Raw genomic sequence first — 24,245 nt, 5'->3', positions numbered from 1 at the left:
TTATAATTAATTAGGAGACAAAATATGTCTGATACAAAAGAAATTCGCCAGCCAGTACCGCCATTTACCCGGGAAACGGCTATTCAAAAAATTCGCTTGGCCGAAGATGGATGGAACAGCCGTGACCCTGCAAAGGTTTCATTGGCTTATTCATTGGATACTCATTGGCGTAATCGCGCTGAATTCGTGCATAGTCGTAAAGAGGCTCAGGATTTTTTAGCCAGAAAATGGGAGAAAGAGCATGAATATCGTCTGATTAAAGAACTTTGGGCGTTTACTGATAATAGAATAGCGGTTCGTTATGCTTATGAATGGTGCGATGATTCGGGTAATTGGTTTCGCTCATATGGTAATGAGAACTGGGAATTTAACGAAGATGGCTTGATGTACAACCGCTATGCTTGTATTAATGATCTACCGATAAAAGAGTCTGAACGAAAATTTCATTGGCCTTTAGGCCGCCGCCCTGACGATCATCCTGGATTATCTGATTTAGAACTGTAATTTAATAGCAAATAGAAAATTGTAGATATGGCTGGTTTATAGGCGTCCCTAATAAGCCAGCCGTGATGCTTTTTACGTTATTTAGGGGCAGTTTACCCAATCTTCGATAATTAAGCCATCCACACGCTTAAACTCGCGGGTATTATTTGTCACTAGGATTGCTCCACACGCTAGTGCATGTCCTGCGATAGCTGTATCATTAGCGCCGATCGGTGTTCCTGCTGTGGTCAGTGTGTTTTTAATATTGGTTGTAGCATCTACGGCGGCTTTATCCCATGGCAGGATGGCATCAAGGCGTTGACAGAATGCTTCAACGAGTATGGTATGTTTCGGAGAGGCTTTTTTGCCAATAGCTCCAAATTTCATTTCCGCATAGGTAATTGCTGAGATAACAATTTCATGTCTGTACAAAACACATTGTTGTAATTTATGGAGAACATTCGCAGGCTGCTCTCTCATAATGAAAGAGCAGATATTGGTATCCAGCATATAAATATTTTTCATAATTTCACGCGACCTTCTTCGATAATATCAGGGCGTGATTCTAAAAAATCGTTATCAGCTTTTTCCTGTGACAGAAAAGAATCCCATGTGGGTTTTATTGGTTTCAGAATAATGGAGTCCCCGATACGGGAAATTTCTAATTCGGCGATACCATCAAAATCCATATCTTTTGGGAGTCTTATTGCCCGGTTATTACCGTTTTTAAATATCGCTACGGTACGCATGTGAACCTCCTTTTGTTTAATATATGTACACAATATAGGCTTGCACTTAGCATATGTCAACATATCTATTGTACTTCCAAGTCAGCAAGGTTTTCAGCTAACATCGTCACGCAAGGGAGTTGGTCGGATAAGCGCAGTCTGGCAACAGTCTGCGCTTATCCGACTTAAATACCGTCAAAGAGGAAATCGAGTGCCGCCTTTACCTGATTACGGTATTGCGATGCATCGCAAAATTCAGCACCCAAAGCATGAACAGATATACTGGCTAGTTCATGAGTCATGACAGCATATTCTTTGTCGTCTATCAGCCTGATAAGGGGGATCATTCGAACAGGGCGACTGCTGTCAGGATATTTTTCAACTGGCAGCAGTGGGATCACAATTCGACGGTTTAACTGCCCGATAATGTCACTCGTGACGTCCAGCAACAGGGGATAAACAACGGTTTTCCCAGTATTACGGTAAACGGTGAATTGCATCGTTAAAATGTCCTGTATTCATCACTGAAACAACCATGTTCGTCATGGAAACGGTTTAACGCCCCCAGAGCTTCCTTATTATCTTCCTGCCATTTCAGTGTCTCGTGATGACGTAATTCGGCATCCAAGGCGGCGGTCAGTGTAGCACTAAAGTTAATACCTGCTTCACGTGCCCGGCTCAGTAAGCTTCGTTCTACAGTCAGTGTGACGCTCTGTGTGTTGCGTTGTCTTGCTGTCATGATTTATCTCCGGTATTGAGTATGCGTGTAGTGTACACGTATATATACACGAATTGTAGTTCTGAATTCGGCGGCGACATCCGCTAAGAGGCAGTTTCAAGGGTGAGAATTCGATGCCACTATCAAGAGTGTCATGAGTGTACTATTGTCTATCTGGTATAAATAAGGCGGGGAGGGGTTCCCCGCTTTAGTTTGGTATTTCAGATGATGTAAAGGTACGTTTTAATTATCTATAAATAAGAAAGGGGCGATACCGACGATTTTTTCTGTTGTGAGATTATGATGTAAATTTACCGTAATAACAGAATAAATAATTGCTCCGTCGAGGGTGAATGTCGCCTCCCGTCGCCGGCGTGAAAGGCTCACCGTTGGTTCCAACGTGGGTTCATAACCACCGCCAAGCCCAGTATCATGCACTGATTTCATGTTTATTCTGTTCAATTCTTCACGACAGGCAACAAAGGTAATTTCGTCATACTTTGCCATTGTCTTGTCTGATTTCATCAGGGCAAAAATATCGGACAGTTTTTTACGGTTTCCTGCTTCAGGGCTAACTACGAGTGCATCATATTTATTGATCGTCGTATCGTCTGCTCTGTTTTTCCATATTGCCGCTTTAACTTCTTCATCCGGCATTTTTTCATAATATTTGATACCATAATTTCTGGCCCTTCCATGATTTGATGTATTGGCTTCCACTCCGGTAGCAAGCTGATAATTTTCAACATCATTAGCAGTCATATTCTGAATATCATTTACGGTAAAAGTTTTATCACCTATTTTTACCTTAGCCAGACTTGCTGTATTCCCTGCTTCAATTGTTGCATAAGGTTGTACAGTAAAGCCGCTATTACCCAATGTAACATCAAAGGGAGAGTTCAATGGATTTTCTGGTGCTTCCAATAATGTCTTACCGTGCGGACCAAAAAATTGGAGCGTTTTCCCTGCGGGGACTTGCGTAGTTGCACTATCAGAGAAGAAATATCCGTGTGAACTTAACATCAATTTATTCGCAGGTTTATTAGGTACTGTCCATAATTGAAATGCACCACCAAGCTCAATTTTTTGCGGTTCAAATTGAGGATAATCTTTTTGTAAATGTCCAATTCTGGCTTGAGCTTTTGTCTTTCTCATATCGCCAGTTCCAATATCTGTTTCTGGTTTCTTATTGGCTTTCCTCCATTCTCTCACTCTGTTTCGGTAATCAGTTGCCGATTCATTGGGCATTTTTTCAGGTTTTCCATCACCCACGCCCATGACATTTCGGTGTGATTCATTGATGTTTATTTTGATGTTTGTCAGTGGAATTTGATTATCGCCCTTGCCAGAATAAGGTCGAATAATATACTCATTTTTGCCTTTAAATATGGCATATTCTGCTCTGAATCTATTTTCCGTTAACAAGGCTGAATTATTCTCCAGTAAATAATCAGAATTACTGAAATTAAATAACGTATTTTCATCGTTGACGTAATATTGTGTTCCCACAATACGTGATTCTTCCAGTGCAGAAAGACCACCACTGACTTTCTTATCAATTATTTTATTATCGATAGAAGTAAACCATGTTGGGTAACGATTATAATAGATATGTAACATCTCATGATATAAGGCAATAGCGGGTTCACGAGAGCGCCAAGGTTCCTCGGTAATTTTTTCTTCCATGCCAATCAGATGATTATCTGGATCAAAGGCGATACTGCTACCGGCACTGTTTCTGGCATAAAATTGCCCATCTTTTTCGCGTACAATGGCACTCATTGTCGGAGGCTGTATATTTAAACCCTGTTTTTCAAGTTCCTGAATAACGATATTTCCAGATGGTATTTGGTCTATTTCATCTAGTGCATGGGTGACTTGATTAATAAATAGTTCATTGCCTGTTATTGTGATCCCGACAGGAGGAATATCAACACTCTTACTCTCTATCGATGTATATTGAGCCGTTCTTGAGATATTACCTGAGGTATATTTTGGTATCGGTGTGAACGGTATTTTCTCGATGGCAAGGGCAATTCTATTTATCTCTTCTTGGTTGGGTATTTGATTTTCAAAGGAAAATACTTCTTTTAGTAAATAAGGAAGTTCGGTTTTGATAGCATTAATTTTTTCAATCGAAATACTCGGATTGTTTTGTAATGGTAAGATAACTTCACGGATCCAAGCTTGCTGGATATCTGCTATCTCTGTGCTGAGTAGAGCTGTGTTATCTCCAAGTTTGAGCGATTTTTCGAAAAAATGGGTTAATGTGTCAGTAATATCTGATAGCTTATCGATATCATATATTTCACAATTTTTGAATGCGGTATTGATATGAATAAATGCATCTAATATCTTATCGTTTTTAATATTACCTCGTGCTGCTTCAAGTTCCTGATCTATTTTTTTACTTTGCTCCAGGATAAGAAATTTATTAGATACATCGGCATGAGTCATCCAATGCCCATTTTTATCTAATTTAACCGCAGGCCAGTAACTAAATTGTTCGGGGTAAGCCGGGTTAACGACACGCCAGGTGTGATTTGCTTCATCCCATTTGACTTGATAATTAGCACCAGATTCTTTTATATAGTAGCTCTGTTTAACGGCTGCTTCTGCATTAGCAGGGCGTATTGAATAAATCCCTTTATATATTCCTTCATTTGAATGAGGTACTATTCCGTCGAGTGGAAGATGACTGATTTTCCATTCATCTTTAAGTTTACCTAATCCTTTGGCACTTTTGCCAAAAATATCGGCGAAACTCTTCTCAAGCTTAATACTATTTCTCATTGCACCAACTGCGCTTATGACTCCACGGTAAGTTAAGGTCAGTGTTGATCTAATAGGTAAAGGTTCGATTAAATCAATTAATCCACCGAGTATAATACTGGAAGATTGGCGTAAGGTGATTATGCCATGCTCTGGTAATGTTCTGATGACAGCTTGAATTAACGCTCTCCCGGACAGACCTGCTTGTCTGAGGCGTAATGTCGTTTGTGTTACTTTTGCAGCCATTGATTCAGTCAGTGACATGCCTAAAGTGGCAACAACTAATAGTACATTTGCGGTATCAAAGATAATTGAACCAACATCTTCTCCCGTTAATTTATATTCGCTATCGGTTGTTGATTTATAGATAACATTATAGAAAGGAATAAGAATGGTTGCTGCTATATGCCAACCAGAGGTAATATCCAGCGCCTGTTTACTTTTTATTGCAATATCGTTTAAACCTTGCTGTATTATTGTTGTGGCAACAGAAAGTAAGTTCTCTTCTTTATAAAAATTAAATTTAGGTGAACCGGTGAAACTTATTCCTACATTCATTCCTGACGTTATACCATAATAATCATTCCAAAATGCGTCATAAGAGTATTTATATCTGTTTGTTTCTGACAAACCAATCAGAGTGTTAGAACGTTCATAGCCAATCGGAAAAAGCCTTTTCCCCGTATTGACCATCATATTTGGCATTAATATGCCGATGCCTATTTCCATTTTTAGCTCAATTAAAAATAAGGCATTGGGTTTAGACATGGCACGTAAGGTGGGATGACTATCAACCTGCTGTTGGGTATATTTTTTTGCTTTCACGCCCCCTTGTATGGTTGAAACAACCAACCAATTACCCTGATACATTTTTATCATGGCAACATTTCCCATACCCTTTTCGACTGAATAGAGAAAAGCTTCTTCTGGTGGGTTAATAATTTCTTCGACTGTTAATTTCGCAGCAGGAGATGAGAGTATTAACTTACTGAGTGAAATGGATTCATAATGACTGTATTGGTTTTTGTAAACATTAAATTGTTCATTGAAATTGTATTGTGAATCAAATTTATCTCTCTTTTTGAAATCGATAAAAGAAAAGTAGCCTGCTGGCTTGACATTGTTTTTATTGAAAGGGTTAAGTTTTCTCTTGTCATTTTCAAATAATTTTATTGTTTCTAATGTGGAGTAATTAACTGCCTGTTCCACATTAACATTCTCTTTTCTCATTCGATAAATGATTGCTGCTGTTAAAATAATACAGCCTTCCATATCAATATGTTTTGATTCTTGAGTAAGAATATGATCTGTATCATATTGAATATTATGTTTCTTGAATAATAACTCAGCCTGATCTTGGGCGAAAATAACATCGCGATAATCACCATGACCTTTAATCATTTTTCCTACTTTAGGTGCAATTTGATAAAGTAGGGCACCTAACGAAGATAAAACTAATAAATGATATTTCGCTGCTTGTAGTGTTTGCAGTTCAAAAATATCTTCCTGGCTATATTCGGCACGATGTTGGTTTTTTAGTGCTATCTCTTCTTTGGCTAATTGGGCTAATAATATATCATCGCCAATGTTAATACTTTGATTTGTTTCCGTGTGAATAATGGGTATGCCTGGGTTAATATTAGTTGAGGTAATTAGCTTCGCTACCTTTTCAATTCCTTGTTTATACGATTTGAAAATATCTTCTTTGTCCTTAATTCGTTGGTTATAATCTGATTTTTCTTTATCGCTTAACTCTATATTGCCATCTGACATAAAAGTTAGCAGTGCATCTGAATAGACTTCATCATCGATATCGCCTGTAGAAAATGCCTCGCGATATATTTTCAGTAAAGGCTCTTCGGGATTGATACCTAATTCTTCCCATATATCTATTTTGACTTTATCTGTGGTGACTTCATCTTTATGCAGATTTTCTAGTTTGTTAATAATCTCCATCTTTGCCAGTAGAGTATTTATCGCTGCATCGCTATCTGTTTTCTTATAATCTTTGATAAAAATAAGGTTAAGGATGTTATTTATTGTATGCAGTAAATCTGAGTATTTTATTTCTGAATATTTGTCAAAAACAATGCTCAACTTCTCTTTTAAAGAATTTTGGAATTCAGGTGAATAGTGACGATAAGAAAATAGATTTTCAACTATATATAGGCTCGTTGATTTAATATCGGATGTGATCCAAGTTGGGTAATTTTGATTACCTTTTAATAGAAAGATAAATACTTCATCGCTATTCTTATTACATTTATTATCTTTGCAATCTTCATGACTATTACGCGGGTATTCCCAATATTTTCCCTGGACTACAGCATGTTCTGTTTCTTCTTGATCAGGATAACGCTGATTCCAGGATGAAGATTCTGCTACTGGAGATAAAATGCTGTTATTTTCTCCTTTTGCATAGGGTGCATTACTATTGGTATTTTCAATATCATAATCGGAATGTGACATATAATCCTCCTAGTTGATTATATTTATAGATGAAAAATAAGAACTTCAATGTTGTCATATATTTTTTACAATTTTGTTTCACTGCATTTACCAAATTAATGGAAGGATGAATGGGGATAATCATCAGTGTTAACTGAATCATTACCGCATTGATCTGATTTATATTGGTTACTATTGATAATTAAATATTATCCATAACCTTAAAATCGCATTAATCAAGTTAGTCAATTATAATCAACATGAATTAATTTAAAATACTAATTAATGTAAGTGGAAATTATTAATTTGTTTAATTATATATAAGTATTTATTTATTATTTTTTATGATAAGAGTCTTAATGAAGCCTCTGTATTGAGTGAACAGCAAGTAGGACTCAGGTTAGTTTTAGCGATTTATCTGATGACTGAAATGATAGGATGAGTTAAAAAATCCTTTGTAATTAATCAGATATAAATGAGGCAGGAGAAGCGGGATGAAAGAACAGGCGTTAAAGAAGACGGTACTAAACAACAAGTATCTGATGTGGCATGATCTAACGCATTTCAGCCGCGTGTTCAGGGATTGGTGCAACTGAATGACTACTGCGCGGCTGAAAATAAATTTATAAAATTATTTTATTTGTTTCTGGTTGGTATTTATATTGATGTCATCAGGTTTTTCTTCCGACTGTTTATTGAGCGTTTCCTTTTCAATGCAAACTTCGCTGTCACACCATTCGGTTTCTTTGATAATAGCCGGCAGTCGTCGGGTTTTATCTAAAAGAAGACAGGTTACATCGGGTCGTGAATAGTGTCCGGCGGGGTCTGCAACCGATTTTGCTAAGGTAATCTCATTCAGATCGATATCTGCGTACAGTAATCCTTCTTCGTTAGGAGACAGTGGCTTAGCGAGTTGTTTGCCATCTGGTCCATAAATACAGGCATAGCCTCCACCTATCTCAAGCAGAGATTTATGTGTTTCGGTCTGGCAGAGCATATCAATCATTTCTGGTGAAACCAGGGCACAGGCACCAATGAAGAAACATTGGCCTTCCAGTGCATATACACTACTGACAGCGGTATTCATTTCACCTGACAGGCCATGAACGCGCCCTTTATAGATGGAAAAACTTGGCCAGGAACCAATATGGATTTGTTCATCCTGAGCAAACATGGCGTATTTTGATAAAGGTTGGATATGTTCCCAACAGTTTAGGGCACCAACTTTACCAAGAGAGGTCTCAATAACATTTAAACCACTACCATCACCTTCACCAAAGATCGTTCTTTCCACATGAGTGGGTTTTAATTTTCTGCGTGCCAGTAACGTCTTACCTGTTTGGTCGATAATAGATTGGGAGATGTAAAGACTGCCTTTATCTTTTTCACTGAAACCGAGCACCACCATAATATGATTATCGGCGGCGGCCTGCTCAATTCTTTGATAGTGCTGACTATCGAGAACTAATGAATTGTTGTGATATTGCTTGAGGAATTGCATGCCCCAGAGGGGAGAATCCAGCCAGATGAACCACGGATAGCCAGGTATCCAGGTTTCAGGAAAAGCAATCAATTTAGCGCCATTGCCGGCTGCTGACTCAATTAATGCGATAGTTTTTGTAACAGTCGCTTCCAGGTCGAGAAAAATGGGGGCGGCTTGAACTGCGGCCACCCGATAGGTTGGGTTTGTTGACATGATAGGTTATCTCCTTGGTATAGGGATGCCTATCATAATGTGAGCTTTGAGCTAAATGGTACGGAATTTGCGCTTTATTTTAGAATATATGGCATAGGCCACATTTTTTTATATTTTACTTTTCCCATATAGAACAATTATTATTTTTTATACAATAAATTGTACTAGGTATAAAATTAAATATATAGCGTTAAGGCAGTGAATCGAGTGCCGCGTAGGGATCAAGCGGTTCTATTTACGTTGATAAAAAAAATCTCTGACAATGTTTGCCAGAGATTTTTGTTTGAAAGAATAATTTTTATCCTTGATTGATGGACATTATCCTGGCTGTGCTTTGGTCCGTTTGGGGGGAGTAACAATCAATCGATCAACTCTTTTATGACTGAACTCTTGGTGTTCTTTGCGAAGAGACAATAAGAAATTGGGATCTTGTGCGGTGTAATACAAATATCGTACTGATAGGGTAAATGAATCTGCATTTTCTAGCGCTTTTCTTGAGCCAGTGGCACGACGTTGTTTCTCTGTTTTATCCTGCTCATTGGCCGGTGGCATCAAAATACTGAGTAAATCGGTTAAGTCGTGTGAACCTGGGTGGGATAGAACACCAATATACTTATGATCTTGTGTGTGCAATACACCATGAGATAGTTCGTGAATAGCGATATGGGCGACATGTTCACTTCCTAATAGCGGATCTTCATAGACTCTTTTCAGTGCATCAGAATACACATTGACATAGGCATTTTTTCTTTCTGACCGTTTTTTATACTCCTCAACATCCAAATCGGCAACAGTACTGGATGAACCTGATTTATCTTTTTGATAATTAATATGTTTCGTGGTTTTTAATTTGTCTAGCCCATGCATAACGCTGTCAATACGTTTCTTCCATTGCGGGAGTTGATCAACCTCCTGATGGCTACCGAAAAATATCTTGTAGATTTCAAGGGCGCTTTCATTGTTTTTACTGTTTTTCAAAAAGCTACTGGCTGTTTTTAGTTGATTAATGGCTATTTTCTTGCCTTCTTTAAAGGCGGCCTGAGCCTTATCATGTGCATTTGTGCCCGATTCATCCTGATAACGAATTGGGTTATTCCTGACCATTTGATACAGGTTCAATCCGTCCACGGTTCCTGCTGGATCGGCACTTAACCATCTGCCGATCCATGGTTGATAATAGCGGTATCGGTAGTAATACAACCCAGTTTTATCCTGTTCCTTGCCTGAATATCTGATGGTTTTATAATCCGCCTCAATCTGTTTCCTGGCTGCCCATACTGCTGTGCCCCCGTATGGGTAATATTCTTCGCGGCTGATAATTCTGCTTTTGGCGTCCAGCTCCAGCACGCTGCTGCCAATCAGATTGTCATAACTGTAACGTATCTGATCCCTGGCTGTATCACCGGGATTGATTTTTTCCCAGAGCAGTGCCCGTACTTGTGCGTGTCCTGCTTTTCCAATAGTGATCACTTGCAGGTCTTCGGTTGTTTTTGTGCCTGATTTTGTTGTCCGCAGCTCCAGTCCGGGCAGGTAAACCACCCGTTGTTGCTGTGTGCTGTTACTTGTCTGTTGTTCATTGACTTTCAGCACCCGCATTGCATTTGCGCTATAGCGGTACCATTCCTTATCAGCCGTGCTATTGTTACGGCTGATCGTTGTGACCTGTTGTAATTCACCTCTCTGGTTCCAGCTTAAGTCTTGTCCCTTTTGCAACGCTAGCTGATACCCGCCTGCATCGAATTGAGCATCCACATCTTCCGGTGTCAGTGTGCTCTGACTCAGTACGGCTCGGTTGCTGCGGTTAGATACTGTTATTTCTGTCGTATAAATATTACGACTTGCTGGTGCATTATGCTGGATTTTCGTTAGGTTATTGCCTCGGTCATAACTGTAGGTACGGATGTATTTGGTATAGATTTTGTCATCAGAGGGAAGGGGAATGAGTGGTGTAGGCATTTGGTTGTTTTGTTGACCAATGTTAGCCATCTCGTGGCCGGTAGACTGGATAAGTTGGTATAGAGAATCATAGCTGTAAGTGTTCTTGGGGACCACTTTCTGATTGCGCCAGAAGTGGGCTGACTTTGCCTGATTAAAGATACTGACCATATTACCCACCGGATCATATTCATAGAGTAAATCCTGTAGTAATTTTTCCTTAAAGGGGTGCTTTTTGGTGCGCTGGGTGATGATATGGATTAATCGCTGGGTTTCCGGCTCATAAGTGTATTGCGTCACTACGCCGTTACCGTGTTCTTCATCTATTTTCTGGCCTGCTGCCGAATAGGATAGGGATCTGATGATGACTTGCTCCGATTGTCCTTTGAGCGTTAACCAGCGACCTTCCAGTTGTCCGGTGACATTGTACGCCAGACGCTGCTTATTTCCTTTGGCATCAATTTGTGTCAAAGGGGCGCCGGTGGCATCAGCGGTGTTTTCTGTGATGTAAATCTCATTTTCCAGTTTGCTCTGCCAGACTGACTTGTTATCACCACACCAGTCAGGAATCTGATCATCTTTCAGCAATTGCAGTGACTGGGATAGGAGCGTACCGGTCAGAGATAAGCTACTGCGTTGATTCAGCCCGGCGGTGTCATAGTGACGTATATACTGACCCGCCAGATTAAGGTTCTTTTGTGCCAAGGAATGCCCAGCCCAGATAAAACGTTCGATAACACGAGGGACTTTTTCATCAGCGGATTGTTCACTGATTGACAGCAGGCGGCCAGGCAATGAGCTGTCTTCGTATTGCCAGGTTTGCGTCACACCTATTGCGTTTATGTTCAGAACCGGGCGAGTTTCAATATCTCTCAATGTCACGGTACATCCGGCATCGGCGCTTATCGTGCGCAGTATCGTGCCGATGAGATCGTACTGCCAGTGGAAATTGGGTTGCACTGTATTATCTGTTTGCATCAGATCATATAAACGCGGATCGAGACTTTGAGAGCGATTTCCGCGTGAATCATACTGATGATGGGTAATCTGTATATCGGCATTGTCGCCAGCGTTGGCTCGGTGAAAAGCGATTTCCCGTACAGTCAGCCCTCGGTTATCCAATACATTGACTGTAGGAGTACCGGCATATACGGTCGGGTCGAAGGTGGATATCATTTTATGTTCCTTGATTTGGTGATTGTCCTGATAGGTGAAAAGGTAAAATTTTTTGCGATTGCATCCCTTATCTAAACCCCCTTATTTGCATGTTTTAAGCTAGAATAATCGAACGCTCTAATTTCCTCGTTAAAACCTGTCACTTGTTCAAAAATGAGTTTTGTAATTGAAGACGGTCCCTGTCCTATTGCATTTTTCATTAAAATATTATAGGGGAGAAGAGCCGCTCTATCGGCAGAAGAATAATTTTTACATGTATAAATCACTTGTCCCCCTCGTTTTTCTCGTTTATATCCAAAATTGAGAAGACCTAATATTTCTCTCGCTGTAACTACGTGGTAGCTATCTTCGTGATTCCATAAATTAGCAGGGGCTGCTGTTGACATTAGATGAAAATCTGCATGCCTATGAATACCACCAAGTACCCAACAATCATTTATTACACCAGACCATTTGTCTATTACCAGCATATTTCCGTGGGCGTTTTGGTTCCATAAATTTTCATTTATTCCTCGACCGAGCCCAAGTGGCTTAAGCCATTTTTCTTGCCAAAGATCATTAGCTCGACCAATTAGCATTGGTCCCTTTGATAAAAGGGCCTTACGATAAACTAACCAGCAATACTCTGCCAGATCATTAAGATAATTCTTATTCCTTCGATTGTTAGGGAATTCATTGGAAAGACTCTCATGAACAGTATCCTTATCTTGTTCCCATAAGAATGGGTTGTTCTTTTTTCTATAACCTAGTGACTCGAGATCGCGTCTTAATGTTAACATTTCATATTTTTTCATATTTCACATCAACCATTTATGATAAAAAATTATATTAGACAACACTAATTTCTATAGCTGGAATTTATGAGTCAATCCAATAGGTAATTCGTTTCCATCAGCTATCAGTGCGGGTTTTTATATTTATCGGTTTCTTAAGTTTTATAAATTAATCAGCATAGTAAATATTCGTCATTTGGTCAGTCTGTAGCTGACTCCTAAGCTTTTGTTCATTACCAATAATGGTAGGATTTTTTTTCCAGCTGTCGTATTCCCACCACTTTCCCAAGTTGTCACGCATGTATGTTAACCAATGACCACCATATCTATTTGTGGCTGCCATGAACTTACCCCTTTCAATTCCTGGTGTGGAGTCTTTAGATTCAATAAAATTGTATTTCCCGGTAGCAATCCCCTCCATGCCTGTTCCACTATCAGCGATCAACTGAGGTATTTCATTTTTCGATAATCCAATATCTAAGTACTGTTGATATACGGTGTTGCGAAAATCATTTAGATCAAACGTTTCTCCCATGTAGTTGCTAAGAGCATAGTAACCACAATAACTTTTTAGTTCGCCGGAATGTGGTTGTGCCAGGAAGAAGTCTTGAGGTCCTGCCTTTGAAAGTGAAAGGTGCCCATTAGAAAAACCTGATGATGGTGATATTCTGGAGGTATTTTTAGATCTTTGTTTGGACGTTTTCTGGGAGTCAGCATATTTTGGCATTGATAATCCCTCTGTAATGGTTAAGTCTGTTATATTTAAAATTGATATATTTCTGTGGTTATTATCTGGATCACCTGATGTTCTGAGTATAAATACCTAAATAATAACTTTCTGTGTTGGTAGAGAATATCGCGTGATGAATTATTCTGTTCGGTTTGAGATAAACTAATTCTTGTTAAAATAGTTTGTCTTCAGAATTTTCCAATTGTGTTGGGTGTTTTCTATTTCTGTCGTTCGTTTTATTGTATTCGTATACCATGTGAGCACCTGTTTTAACGTTAGAGATATCTTTATTTAGATCAAAATACAGGCCTTTTTCAGTGGATCCCATGCAAAGCATTTTCTGTAGTGACAGAAAGAGGCGTAAATTGACTGGCTCTCAATTCTGTCAGCGCATAGAGAAGGCGCCCCATCCTGCCATTGCCATCAGTGAAGCCGTGAAAACCGACGACAGCTGCGAAGAGTTGTTTCCCAATCTGGGGATCGTCCTTATCCAGAGTTTCCAGATGACGAGCCAGCAACGCTGCGCCTCCTATACTGGAAGGAAGATTCCCCCCGCTGATGGCTGGACCACGATAATCACGCTCTATGTTTGGAACTAACCTATGATGAAGCTCCTTAAGAGTTTGGCTATCAGTGAGATCCTTTCCATTATGGGTATATTCCTTCAGTAGCGCCGTGAAGTTACTCCATTCATTACCACCCGAAGTGGATGCCTTGAGGATCCAGGCAGTGGCTCGGTCGACATTATCAGTTAACTTGTTTGGGTTATAAAAATCTTCAGGAAGGGTTTCCGCGTAAATGCCTTGGTTAAGATCTTGGCTTTTTATTGCTTCTTGGTGACGTTGGGCTGCCAGCAAATTCTTTTCCTCCATCATCAAAATTGGCTCCAGGCTAGCAATAGCGTCAGTAACCGAAGATTGCTTACGCAATTTTTCAAGGCTGACAAAAGATTGTTGAGGGAGAACCAGTTTACTGGTCAGTTGAGCTGTTGCCTGATGCCCCATCAGATCCTGTAATTTTTTACCGGTTTCTGTATTCTGTAGTGATTCTGACATAGTGCGCTGTAGCAAAAGAGAATGTTCAGCCAACATTACTTCCGTCATTTTATGGGTATCAGCTGTTTTTAATCTCTCCAGTACTTGTTCCCGTGTCCGCAAATTACCATCCTTAAATAACATGCGAGCATGGCTGACCGAGTCTGTGCTCTGTAGACGCTGTTGATGTGCCTCTTCTGTAGAAAAAAGGGTTTTAGTCGCCTCTTTGGCTACTGAGGCACTACTGCCATTTAAGAAAAGTTTGTTTGCTCCTTCAAAAAAACGGGCAACGTGATTACTTTTTGGGTGGGTACGCAGAACTTTCTGTAGATCTACATCAATATGATATTCACGGTCAGAAATTTGCAGTTTACCTTCGTCACGCACTTGTTTTTGTTTTTGTGATGAAGCATTTTTTAATGCAGTAAGATTCTCAAATGCGATCATAAATTATTCTCCTATCATAAGACGATTGCGAGGTATTTTTCTGTGATAGCGATGTTGGGAATTTATTTATCCAGGTAATAAATTCAGATAATTTATGTTCCAACTTATGGGTCGTTAGGTGCTGTACGTTAATATCCTATACGCAATGGCTCCAAGTTTTCAATATCAACCAATACCAACCATCTGATTATTTATTGGATATTTTTCTTAGTATATCCAGTAACTTTCATATCTTTGGATATGAAAGTTTTTGCATTAATTGAAGGTTTGCTGAATAACCCACCAGGTTTAGATTCTATTGCCATGATATTAGGAGCTGCCGCCAGTTTCTGATAGTGAAGTTGCCATTGTTTTTCTTCTGGATTAAATTTTAAGAATGCAGAACCATAGGTATTTTTAACAACCTCGCTATTAGCTGTTTCGTGATACCCATAATCGCGGAATTCCATTGCTGCAACCATACCCATTCCGTGATCAATATCAAGATTATTATATTCGACGTCTTCTTTATCACCTTGTACGTGCCGAACCCGAAGAGTATCTGTATTCATTTTATCGATAACAAATGAACATCCACTGAAACCTGGGGTAAATACATGCTGTGGATGACGACTGAGATCGGGTTGTGCCGGGATATCAACATATCCTCCTTGTGGCACCCAATAAGCCAGGATAGATGTTTTGTTATCCGGCATTTCACCTTGCCAGGTATCGACAATTTTTAATGCGTTGAATGAAGAAGTTGAACCTGACGGGGTGACTTGTAGTGCTTTGAACACCAGGTCGCCACCTCCTTTTTTGTTATTTAAAATATCTCTTACTCCTTCTGACATGGCTATTTTTTGCGGGTTAATTAAATCAGTAATAATGGGTTGTGAAGCCAGTGCACTTTCACTTAATATATCGGCCATTGCTATCGGTCTGGCGATAGATTGGCTTTGTTCCGGGAGTGATGAAATAAAAGATTGTGCACCTTGTATATCTCGATCATTTCCTGTTCTTAATTTTGGCCCAAAGAGTAAATCCAGTCCCAACCCAAATGGGTTTCTATATATGTCCTCATCATCTTCGATAGAATTCCCTAACTGCATTGAGTGTTTTTTTTCTCTGTTTTTCGAATGCCTGATATTTTCACTGTATCTGCTGTGTTCCATATTACCACCTATTAATTTTTGGCAAGAGGTATGTTAGGCGAGATATTATAGGGCGGGGAAGCGAGTGTATTAGGCTGCCTTTCATACCCAATTTTCTTACCTTATTAGTTCGTCCTCATTAGGCGTCGATTATGTGATTCAATCGTCTCTATAAAGCTTGAGGTTGCACTATGAGTGTTACCTATATAATCAGCACTGATTATTCCAGCATGAGGGATCTTTTCAACCGCATCGGCCAAAACGGTATTATTTCTGGATAGATAACTTTTTACCCCTAAAGTCAATTGCCCACGTCCAATAGAAGCCACCGGCATGTTCGTCTGAATAACATTAAGTTGATCTTCAGGCGCAGGGTTTGCATGAAACTCACTCAGGAAATCGGCTGTAGCCCTTGCGTTCGCTTGATTAGCCCACTTTGTGTGAACTTGTTCTTTGTAGACCCAATGTGACTCAGTTCCGCTATAACCATGCACCATAATCCCGATGTTTTTTCCTTTACTCAATAAATCAACCGTTGCTTTGCTTAAACTCGGTGTATCATTACTGGTAATAAGATTAGCATGGTGACCGTTGAGTACCTGCTCCAAAAATATATCTGAAGCCGGCGTTCCAGAAGCGGTGTTCTTTTTCTTGCCTTCTCCTTTAAATACAAATTTGATGAGATAAAAATTATTGGTATCTTTTGCTGCATGATTCAATAATTCCTTAACATCGGCAATGGCATCGCCGGCCGCAATACTGGGGCCATGGAAAAAGCTAAATGAGCCATTTTTGTTCCGCGCTACGCGAATATCGAAATATCTCGTCCCCGCTTCTGCCTGCTCTTTCAAACTCCTATTTTGGGTTTTAAATGCAAAGGGGAATACCGCCCCTAAACTACTGGCTGTTCCATTTCTTTTTCTGCTGTAGGCATAGGTCCCTGCATCATGGCTACCCAGCATAGCTATCTGAGATAGCTATCTGAGATAGCTAAGTGTCAGCAGGTAATTCATTATGATTTACGGAAGTAGGCCCATTTGGATTGATTCCTTCCATGATATGGTCAGCTCCCTTGTCTCTTGGCGCTGCATTGAGTTCTAATTCTAATGAATTGCTTTCATGATTAGTCATATTCTTTGACTGTGATGAGGGTGTTTTTTGCTTTGTTTTTCCTTTATATTTAAAGCTCATATTATTACCTACCTATTAGTTTGAAGTAAGAAATATATTTCAGATAAAAAGTATAGTTATGGATTATCTCTAATTCAATAATTTTATTCTACATCATAATTCTATATGCTTTAACTTATTGATTTGGTTTGGAAATAATTTAATTAATTGCTTTAAATATGCTTCCCAGATCCCTAATAGTGATTTATCATTTTGGTTGAATAAATAACAATCTTAAACCTCAATTAATTGATCGTAATTTTCTTCAGATATAATAATTCCTGTGCCATTTATTTCAATAATTGCACCTTGATTGTTTTTCCACTCCGCAACATTATCTTTTATTTTCTGTAAATAAGTTGAGCTGGTCATGCCAGAAACTTCAAGAATAACGTTTTCATTTTCCTGCCCTCCATTCTTATCCATATCGGGTTGGGTTGTCAGACTTACTTTAGCAAGGGCAAGACGCACATCTTCGGTGCCACCTAAATCTGCACACAATTTATCTGACAGGGCCTGATTTATTTGTGCACTGTCCAAACTTGATTTTTGATCTACAGAAGCGGATATTTGGCTGATTGGTTTTACAAAGTCTTTGTTATTTAGTAGTCTTACCGGAGCTGTAATTGAATACAATAAAGAAAGGAGAGGGCGATTGCCGAGCGCTTGCCAAAAGTTACCCAAACTATTTAGATTTTCTTGCGGTGGAATAACTCGGGTATATGCTCCAGGAATTTTAGATAATTGACGGTTGTTGATCAATGCGTTCAAAATACCTGTCATGACTCGCGCAGCCTGATTATCAGGCTTGCTATCAGGGTTAGAACTATCACTTGATGGTTGGATTGGATGCCAATAAGTAATTAAATAGTTATAATTAATATTTACCCATCCAGGTAGTAATAGATTATTCTTAGGGTCATAACGTCTTGATTCGGCAGAACGTAATTGTAGATCTTCATGTATATCATAAAGAAATACACTTACCGTAGGCTTTGAAGGAATTGAGTTAACTTCTGGTAGATCAAAACGGATATCAATTTTCTGTTCAGGTTTCTGTTCAGGTTTCTGTTCAGACTTCTGTTTAGGTTCTTGTTTAGAAGTGTTTAAACATTTAGATAAAATTTCATCTAATGCTTTATTAACTTCAACAATAGCATTGTTAAGGTTAGTTATATCTGTCATATCGACTCCAATCTTATTGAATGTTTAAAAAAATAGTCGGCCAGTTTTATTTAATTCAAGCATCACTGCCCGCTCTATATGTTTATTTTCAATCCTTTCACCGTTATCATTTTCGGCTAATATTGATGATAATAAGGCAATGTTTCTGATATTAGCTCCAGTCAGATCTGTTTGTTTAGCCAAATACTCAAAATCAAGTTCGTCTGATAAATTGAGTTTTTCAGGCCAGATTGCTTGCCACATCTCTTTGCGTAATACTTCATCGGGGTAAGTAAAATGAGAAATAAAGGTAAAACGGCGATTAAAAGCACTGTCTAAATGACTGCGATTATTGGTGGCTAAAATCACTAATCCCGGATAATTTTCCAGTCGTTGTAATAAATAAGAAACTTCAATATTGGCATGTCTATCCTGAGCATCTTTGGTTTCACTACGTTTGCCGAATAAGGCATCTGCTTCATCGAAAAACAGCACCCCGGAATCCGATTCTGCCAGATCGAAAATACGAGATATATTCTTCTCGGTTTCACCGATGTATTTATTCACAACGGTAGAAAGATCTACTTTAATCAGATCAACACCAAGATGCCCGGCAATCACTTCTGCGGCCATCGTTTTTCCGGTCCCTGACTCACCATAAAATAGGGCGCTAATACCAGTGCCATAACCTATTTTTTCCTGAAAACCCGCGTTTAATATTTGGTCACGGTAATTAATGGCGGCAATGATTTCTTTCAGTTGTTGAGTTAATCCCGCTGAAATTACTAAATCATTAAAATTGCGCTTTGGGGTTATTCGCTGGGCTAATTTACCGAAATTTTGTTGAGCGCGGAAACTTAATGCTTTACGCAAATCCGCTTCTTCCAATTGGCCTTCCGGTTGTCGCAGGGCCTGGTATTGATAAGCTTCTGTAAGAATTAGCGGTAATGTTTCCGGTGTAAATGAAAAACGTTGACATAGCTGAGTAATATCCATTTCCTGAATGACATTATCCGGCAGATTTTCTTTCAACATGGCTTGCTTATCCGCCAAAGTAGCGATCGGCATCTCAATTTGCACCATTGGCAGATGTTTAATCCACACTAATGAATCCCCCGGTTCTGCCAAACAAACCACTTTCAATTTTGGTTGATTCAACAGGGCGGATAATTCGTTGTGTAATATTTTCTTTTCCTCTGCCAGTAAAGAAAAGTTGCGAATTAATAAGCAGGCATCGTGTAGTCTGGCTTCTCTTATTACGCCTGTTAGCAGGTCAGATATTGCGGTGGTGTTCTCTTCGTCTGGCAAACGGGCTAAATCGAGGGTTAAGGTATTGATGCCATGAAATGCCATAATATTACTCACTGTCAGTTCTCTGGCGCTATCCTGTTTTCCTCTGAGTATCACCAGCGGGCGTATTTCGTCCGTTTCATTTAATAATATCTTTTCAAGTGAATGATAAAGAATTTGCGGATACCGAGTGTGTAGGGCAGGGTGACACCAGTAAGCACAAATTATCAAGGGAGGTAGAATGACTCGCTGACCTGATAGAAAATGCCAGACTGCATTGTGAGTCAAAAATTGAGTTTGTAGCCAAATGGGTTCCTCTTGGTTATTGAGTCGTAATAAATGGTGACTAATTAACGGAGTTTGCGGTAAAAAGCTGTTTTGCAGTAATTGCCAATCACTTTGGCGTTGGCTAAATAATTCAATCGCTAAAGCAAAACTGGGCCACTGTTTTTTACTGTTACCGTGCAGAACAGCAAATAGTGCATGATAACGGCTGTCAAAATGTGGCAATAAACCTAGTAGTAAGACATTACACTCAAATTCAGTAAGTTCAAAACGCTCTATCAGCAATGATAATGTACCGGAAATAGACTTATTCTCTGTTGCCTCATGATTAATAATATCATTCTGTTTTAACCAATGGGGAATGCCTAATGGTTTTATCAAACGTTGCTCTATTTCATCTTCGGTCAGTAAAAAACTTTCTGGTAAGGAATCGTACCAATTTCCCTTTTGGTAATAGTAGCGTTGTAATAGCAGATCAATACGTTCCAAATGAGGATAAATCCAATGTAACTCTGCTGCCATACAGTGGTTATTTGTTAGAGGAAAGTTCATATAAACCTTTTAAATATTTTGCCAGTCGATCTGTAAAGGGCGATCCAACCAGGGAAGTTTTGCGATATTGAGCGGCCAAGGCCAATCGGTTAATAGCGCATCGAATGGTTCATGTTGTACCGTAATTTTGATTTCCTGTTTATCGACCAGCAATTCACCTGGTCGTTGTAAAAATAACTGGCGGACATCATTGCGGCTTAACTTTTTCCAACTGGGAAGTTGTCTGATAATCGTGTCCAGCCATTGATCTGCTATCAATTGTGTCTCTGGTTCAACAGGGAATGATTCCGTATCTTCATTGGCCGTTAGCCCACACAGAACGCGATTTAGTGTCTTTCGTTCTGTTTGTGTTTCTTCGGCTCCCCAAATGAGATAATCGAGGAGATCAACCGCGCTGAACTGGGCTTGACGATGGATAAATTTTTGCTTTTCAAGCAAACCAAGCTGATTAAATAATGCGGGTAGTATTGGCCAAAGAACCAATATCCCCGCATTACTTACCTGATGTGGCAGAGCTTGTTCAGATAATAAAGTTGGTTCAGAGTGTGGCTTGTTATTAGATCGGCGTGGGTTGCGATTATTTCCTCCCGTTGTAATAAAGTATTTCGACAGATATTGGTATTCTTCAATTGACAGATGTTTTTTACATAACTGTGAAATTGGTTTTGTTTGCCAGAATTGTTCCAGCCACTCATTCAGTGGGGAATTGTGAGCGATAACTTGGCGAAATAGCACAATAATAGGTGCTGTATTAAGCGTACCCTTATTAATTTCAGCTATGATACGTGAGATGATTTTTGCATCGGGTTTAGGTATTTCCTGTGTATTATGCCGTTGTATATATTCCAGTGCATTGAATACCAGTTGTTCGGAGGAGACAGGCTCCTCCCGATGTTGTGGTCTGTTTATTTTTTCTGATAACTTACGATTAATGGCGGTTAATAAAGTCGGTTGCCTGATAGACAGAAGTTTTTGCAGGCTGTGTTCAGATAAGCAGCTTTTTGCCAGTAATAGTGTCCAGTTGTTTTGTACCTGTGTTAATTGATTAATGAGTTGTTTAATATTGATATCTGTAATTTTACTATTTTTTATTTTCTCCATTGGGTTTGATGTGGAATCTTTCTGATGTAAGTAATGAATGAAATCATCAGCATTAATTGAATTATTATCGTGTAATAAAGGGAAAGTACCAGTAACTTTATGAGATATAGATTCTTTCGAAAGGATATTTTTCTCCTGATTATTTATCTGATATTGGTTTAATGCCTTACTTAGAGTAGAATTGAGCTTAACAGGGAACAGTGAATTAAAATCATGCAAGCTTATTTCGCCAAGATTTAGGATTAGTGTTTTCAAATATATATTATGATTAATGTCATGTTGGTTAAAGCATGAGTTGATTAGTTGTTTTATATTGGATTGATTAAGCAGGGAGCCATGCAGTACTTTTTTAGCCATCAGTTGATTATTAGCTTCAATAGTAATGGTGATCCGGTTTAATAAATTTTTCTCTGACGTCATGCTAATATTCTCTCTATGATTAATAGATAATTTAAATTTTCAATTTCTTGATAAATCTTAAAGTTTCATAATAAAGGCTAGGATATAATACGGTACAGTGACATTATTTTTATGGTTGTGTTCACCGCTAGTCAGGTTTATAGGGTGAGAATGGGGGTCCCCATTACCATCTATAGCTGTATGCGGTGCATAAGTAGGCTCCGTGCTACCAGTCCCTCCCCCAGAGACAAAAACGGTACGACCTGCATTATGATAATCATGATGGCAAAACTCATGATATTCGTAGGTTTCTCCTTGAATATGGGAATGCTTACCATTCTCGCCCGGTGTGAGTGAATGCCCTTCCGTATTCCCTCTGATATGTACACTTTGGTTTTCTGATGTGAATGTGAATTTTTTATCGTTTTTATTGCCCGAAAAAAGATTTGAAGAATGACCATTAATATCCTGTGTTGTACCTCCCATGATAAATCTGTTGATAAGATTAGGCGTTCCATCTGTTTTACCATCACATAATGCCCAACCATCAGGAATGCTACTGCCAGAGAACATCACAATCATTCCTCGTGGGAGTACATTATTGGGATCAATATTGACTCCGTTACTGTCTACCTTAATACCGTTACCTGCTTTGATTGAAACACCATTTTCATCAACGGTAATACCATTGTTAGCTTTAACAGCTACATTATCGATATTTACAACAATTCCATTTCCGGAGCCAACACATATTCCATTGTCTTTATTGATAAGACCTCTGCCAAGGTCTACAGATAAAATATCATCTTTTAGTATTAATGGAGAAAAATCTTTGCTGGAAATGATTCCCATTTTTAAATTGAGCCTACCACCATCATCCAGTTTCAATCCTTTTCCAGGTCCGTTTTGTTGTGGTGCTCGTCCGATTGCTTTTCTTCCCATATCAGCAATATCAATTAAGTTGAAGAAATCCGTTTGTAACGGAATACTTCCTTCTTTAAAGCGATTTTTTAAGTCACTTGCTGAAATGTTATTATCTTTTTCAGTTATCGAATTTTTTTCTGTGCTCATTTTTATCACCTTATATTATAAATGATATTAGATTTAGCTCCAAGGCCATATTAATATTTCCTTTGTGATTAATAAGTATGTGTGAACCTACTTATATACTTTACCATAACTAACTGATTTATTTTTTCATAATATATCTCATGAAATGTACGAATATTTCTAGATGACCACTTCCCCAGGATAAGTTCCAATTATTATATGATTTATTAGTATTGCCTGAAATTATATTAATATTACGGCTGGTTTGACTGTCATTTAAATTAGGAGTGCCATTCTTTCCATCACATAATACCCAACCATGAGGCACAGGTTCATCACTATAAAATGGCACAATTGTTCCCCTGGGAATAATGGAATTAATGATTGCATTTATATCAACACTGACACCATTGCTATCTACTTTAATACCACCATTATCTTTGGCCTTGACATCTAGTCCCTCGCCACCTACTTTTACCCCCCAACCAATTCCTACAGATATTCCGCCAGATTCTACTTTAATTGTTGAATTTTTAGATTTCACGGCAACATCATTTGTATTTACCTTAATACCATAACCTTCGCCGACGCTAACACCATGACCTTTTGTTAATACGATTCCCAGACCATCATCTACTTTTAATCCTCTGCTTGACAGGGATAAGCCAGTTAATGCCCGATCATTATTTGCTAACTGAATAGAGACACCATTACTATCAACATTAATACCATCACTAGCTTTAACTTTTATACCTTCATTAACTATTTCGATACCGTGATGATCATCGACTTCCAGTTTATCATTATTAATCCACAGTCCCTTACCTCTGTTTACTGCTAACCCATCAGCACCAGATATTAGGCTTTTATCCTTAATTCTTACACTTATTCCATCCTGATTCGCTTGTAAGCCACCATTAGCGTAAATTTTTACCGCTAATTCACTATTATCTTTCAGTTCTAGGGCTGAATTAGGGTTATTGGTTTGACCGGGTGCTTTACCAACTGCCTTACGACCAATATCAGCAATATCAATCAAGTCGGCAAAATCAGTTTGTAACGGGATACTGCCTTCTTTAAAGCGATTTTTTAAGTCACTTGCTGAAATGTTATTATCTTTTTCAGTTATCGAATTTTTTTCTGTGCTCATTTTTATCACCT

Annotated in this window: 19 protein-coding genes; 1 reads left to right on the top strand and 18 read right to left on the bottom strand. The window is 38.8% G+C overall.

What is annotated here, in order from left to right:
* Positions 1–24 precede the first annotated feature (24 nt).
* A complete protein-coding gene (locus ACGF63_RS01535; protein ID WP_036846994.1) occupies positions 25–504 on the top strand; it encodes a nuclear transport factor 2 family protein in 480 nt (159 codons plus the stop codon).
* Between the two features lie 81 nt (positions 505–585).
* Here ACGF63_RS01535 and ACGF63_RS01530 read toward each other — a convergent pair whose 3' ends face one another.
* From ACGF63_RS01530 to ACGF63_RS01445, 18 genes are all read right to left on the bottom strand, one after another.
* Complete coding sequence (locus ACGF63_RS01530; protein WP_387628422.1) at positions 586–1,008, bottom strand: type II toxin-antitoxin system VapC family toxin; 423 nt, start codon at positions 1,006–1,008, stop codon at positions 586–588.
* The gene (gene vapB / locus ACGF63_RS01525) at positions 1,005–1,232 is read right to left on the bottom strand and encodes a type II toxin-antitoxin system VapB family antitoxin (protein WP_132354529.1); all 228 of its coding nucleotides are present in this window, start codon (positions 1,230–1,232) and stop codon (positions 1,005–1,007) included. The genes ACGF63_RS01530 and vapB overlap by 4 nt, the downstream gene beginning before the upstream one ends.
* Positions 1,233–1,396: 164 nt before the next feature.
* Entirely contained in the window at positions 1,397–1,711 is a 315-nt protein-coding gene (locus ACGF63_RS01520) for a CcdB family protein (protein ID WP_021325441.1), read from the bottom strand.
* Positions 1,712–1,713: 2 nt separating this feature from the next.
* Positions 1,714–1,950 (bottom strand): type II toxin-antitoxin system CcdA family antitoxin, encoded by a 237-nt coding sequence (locus ACGF63_RS01515; RefSeq protein WP_387628418.1) that lies wholly within the window; start codon positions 1,948–1,950, stop codon positions 1,714–1,716.
* A gap of 222 nt (positions 1,951–2,172) precedes the next feature.
* Positions 2,173–7,170 carry a putative adhesin gene (locus ACGF63_RS01510; RefSeq protein ID WP_387628415.1) on the bottom strand — a complete coding sequence of 1,666 codons (4,998 nt, stop codon included), beginning with the start codon at positions 7,168–7,170 and terminating at the stop codon, positions 2,173–2,175.
* 610 nt (positions 7,171–7,780) lie between these two features.
* Positions 7,781–8,845 (bottom strand): carbon-nitrogen hydrolase family protein, encoded by a 1,065-nt coding sequence (locus ACGF63_RS01505; protein ID WP_387628412.1) that lies wholly within the window; start codon positions 8,843–8,845, stop codon positions 7,781–7,783.
* A 318-nt stretch (positions 8,846–9,163) separates the two neighbouring features.
* The gene (locus ACGF63_RS01500; RefSeq protein ID WP_387628409.1) at positions 9,164–11,956 is read right to left on the bottom strand and encodes an RHS repeat-associated core domain-containing protein; all 2,793 of its coding nucleotides are present in this window, start codon (positions 11,954–11,956) and stop codon (positions 9,164–9,166) included.
* A 71-nt stretch (positions 11,957–12,027) separates the two neighbouring features.
* Complete coding sequence (locus tag ACGF63_RS01495; RefSeq protein WP_036847011.1) at positions 12,028–12,750, bottom strand: hypothetical protein; 723 nt, start codon at positions 12,748–12,750, stop codon at positions 12,028–12,030.
* A 148-nt stretch (positions 12,751–12,898) separates the two neighbouring features.
* Positions 12,899–13,456, bottom strand: a complete 558-nt coding sequence (locus ACGF63_RS01490; RefSeq protein WP_152961980.1) for a hypothetical protein — start codon at positions 13,454–13,456, stop codon at positions 12,899–12,901.
* Between the two features lie 317 nt (positions 13,457–13,773).
* Complete coding sequence (locus ACGF63_RS01485) at positions 13,774–14,940, bottom strand: VopS family T3SS effector adenosine monophosphate-protein transferase (RefSeq protein ID WP_387628405.1); 1,167 nt, start codon at positions 14,938–14,940, stop codon at positions 13,774–13,776.
* 191 nt (positions 14,941–15,131) lie between these two features.
* Entirely contained in the window at positions 15,132–16,094 is a 963-nt protein-coding gene (locus ACGF63_RS01480; RefSeq protein ID WP_387628403.1) for a hypothetical protein, read from the bottom strand.
* Positions 16,095–16,198: 104 nt separating this feature from the next.
* Positions 16,199–17,035 (bottom strand): hypothetical protein, encoded by an 837-nt coding sequence (locus tag ACGF63_RS01475; protein WP_152961984.1) that lies wholly within the window; start codon positions 17,033–17,035, stop codon positions 16,199–16,201.
* Between the two features lie 28 nt (positions 17,036–17,063).
* Positions 17,064–17,264 carry a hypothetical protein gene (locus ACGF63_RS01470; protein ID WP_387628400.1) on the bottom strand — a complete coding sequence of 67 codons (201 nt, stop codon included), beginning with the start codon at positions 17,262–17,264 and terminating at the stop codon, positions 17,064–17,066.
* Positions 17,265–17,477: 213 nt separating this feature from the next.
* The gene (locus ACGF63_RS01465) at positions 17,478–18,428 is read right to left on the bottom strand and encodes a DUF4255 domain-containing protein (protein ID WP_152961988.1); all 951 of its coding nucleotides are present in this window, start codon (positions 18,426–18,428) and stop codon (positions 17,478–17,480) included.
* A 24-nt stretch (positions 18,429–18,452) separates the two neighbouring features.
* Positions 18,453–20,534 (bottom strand): ATP-binding protein, encoded by a 2,082-nt coding sequence (locus tag ACGF63_RS01460; protein ID WP_387628396.1) that lies wholly within the window; start codon positions 20,532–20,534, stop codon positions 18,453–18,455.
* A 9-nt stretch (positions 20,535–20,543) separates the two neighbouring features.
* Positions 20,544–22,055, bottom strand: a complete 1,512-nt coding sequence (locus ACGF63_RS01455) for a contractile injection system tape measure protein (RefSeq protein ID WP_387628393.1) — start codon at positions 22,053–22,055, stop codon at positions 20,544–20,546.
* Positions 22,056–22,112: 57 nt separating this feature from the next.
* Entirely contained in the window at positions 22,113–23,105 is a 993-nt protein-coding gene (locus ACGF63_RS01450; RefSeq protein ID WP_203448907.1) for a tail fiber protein, read from the bottom strand.
* Positions 23,106–23,223: 118 nt separating this feature from the next.
* Positions 23,224–24,234, bottom strand: a complete 1,011-nt coding sequence (locus tag ACGF63_RS01445) for a hypothetical protein (protein WP_152961993.1) — start codon at positions 24,232–24,234, stop codon at positions 23,224–23,226.
* Between the last annotated feature and the right edge of the window lie 11 nt (positions 24,235–24,245).

The sequence above is a fragment of the Photorhabdus sp. RM322S genome, from assembly GCF_042879395.1.
Lineage (GTDB): Bacteria > Pseudomonadota > Gammaproteobacteria > Enterobacterales > Enterobacteriaceae > Photorhabdus > Photorhabdus khanii.
Note: the sequence above shows the minus strand (reverse complement) of the source record. Positions and strands in the feature narration are given on the sequence as shown.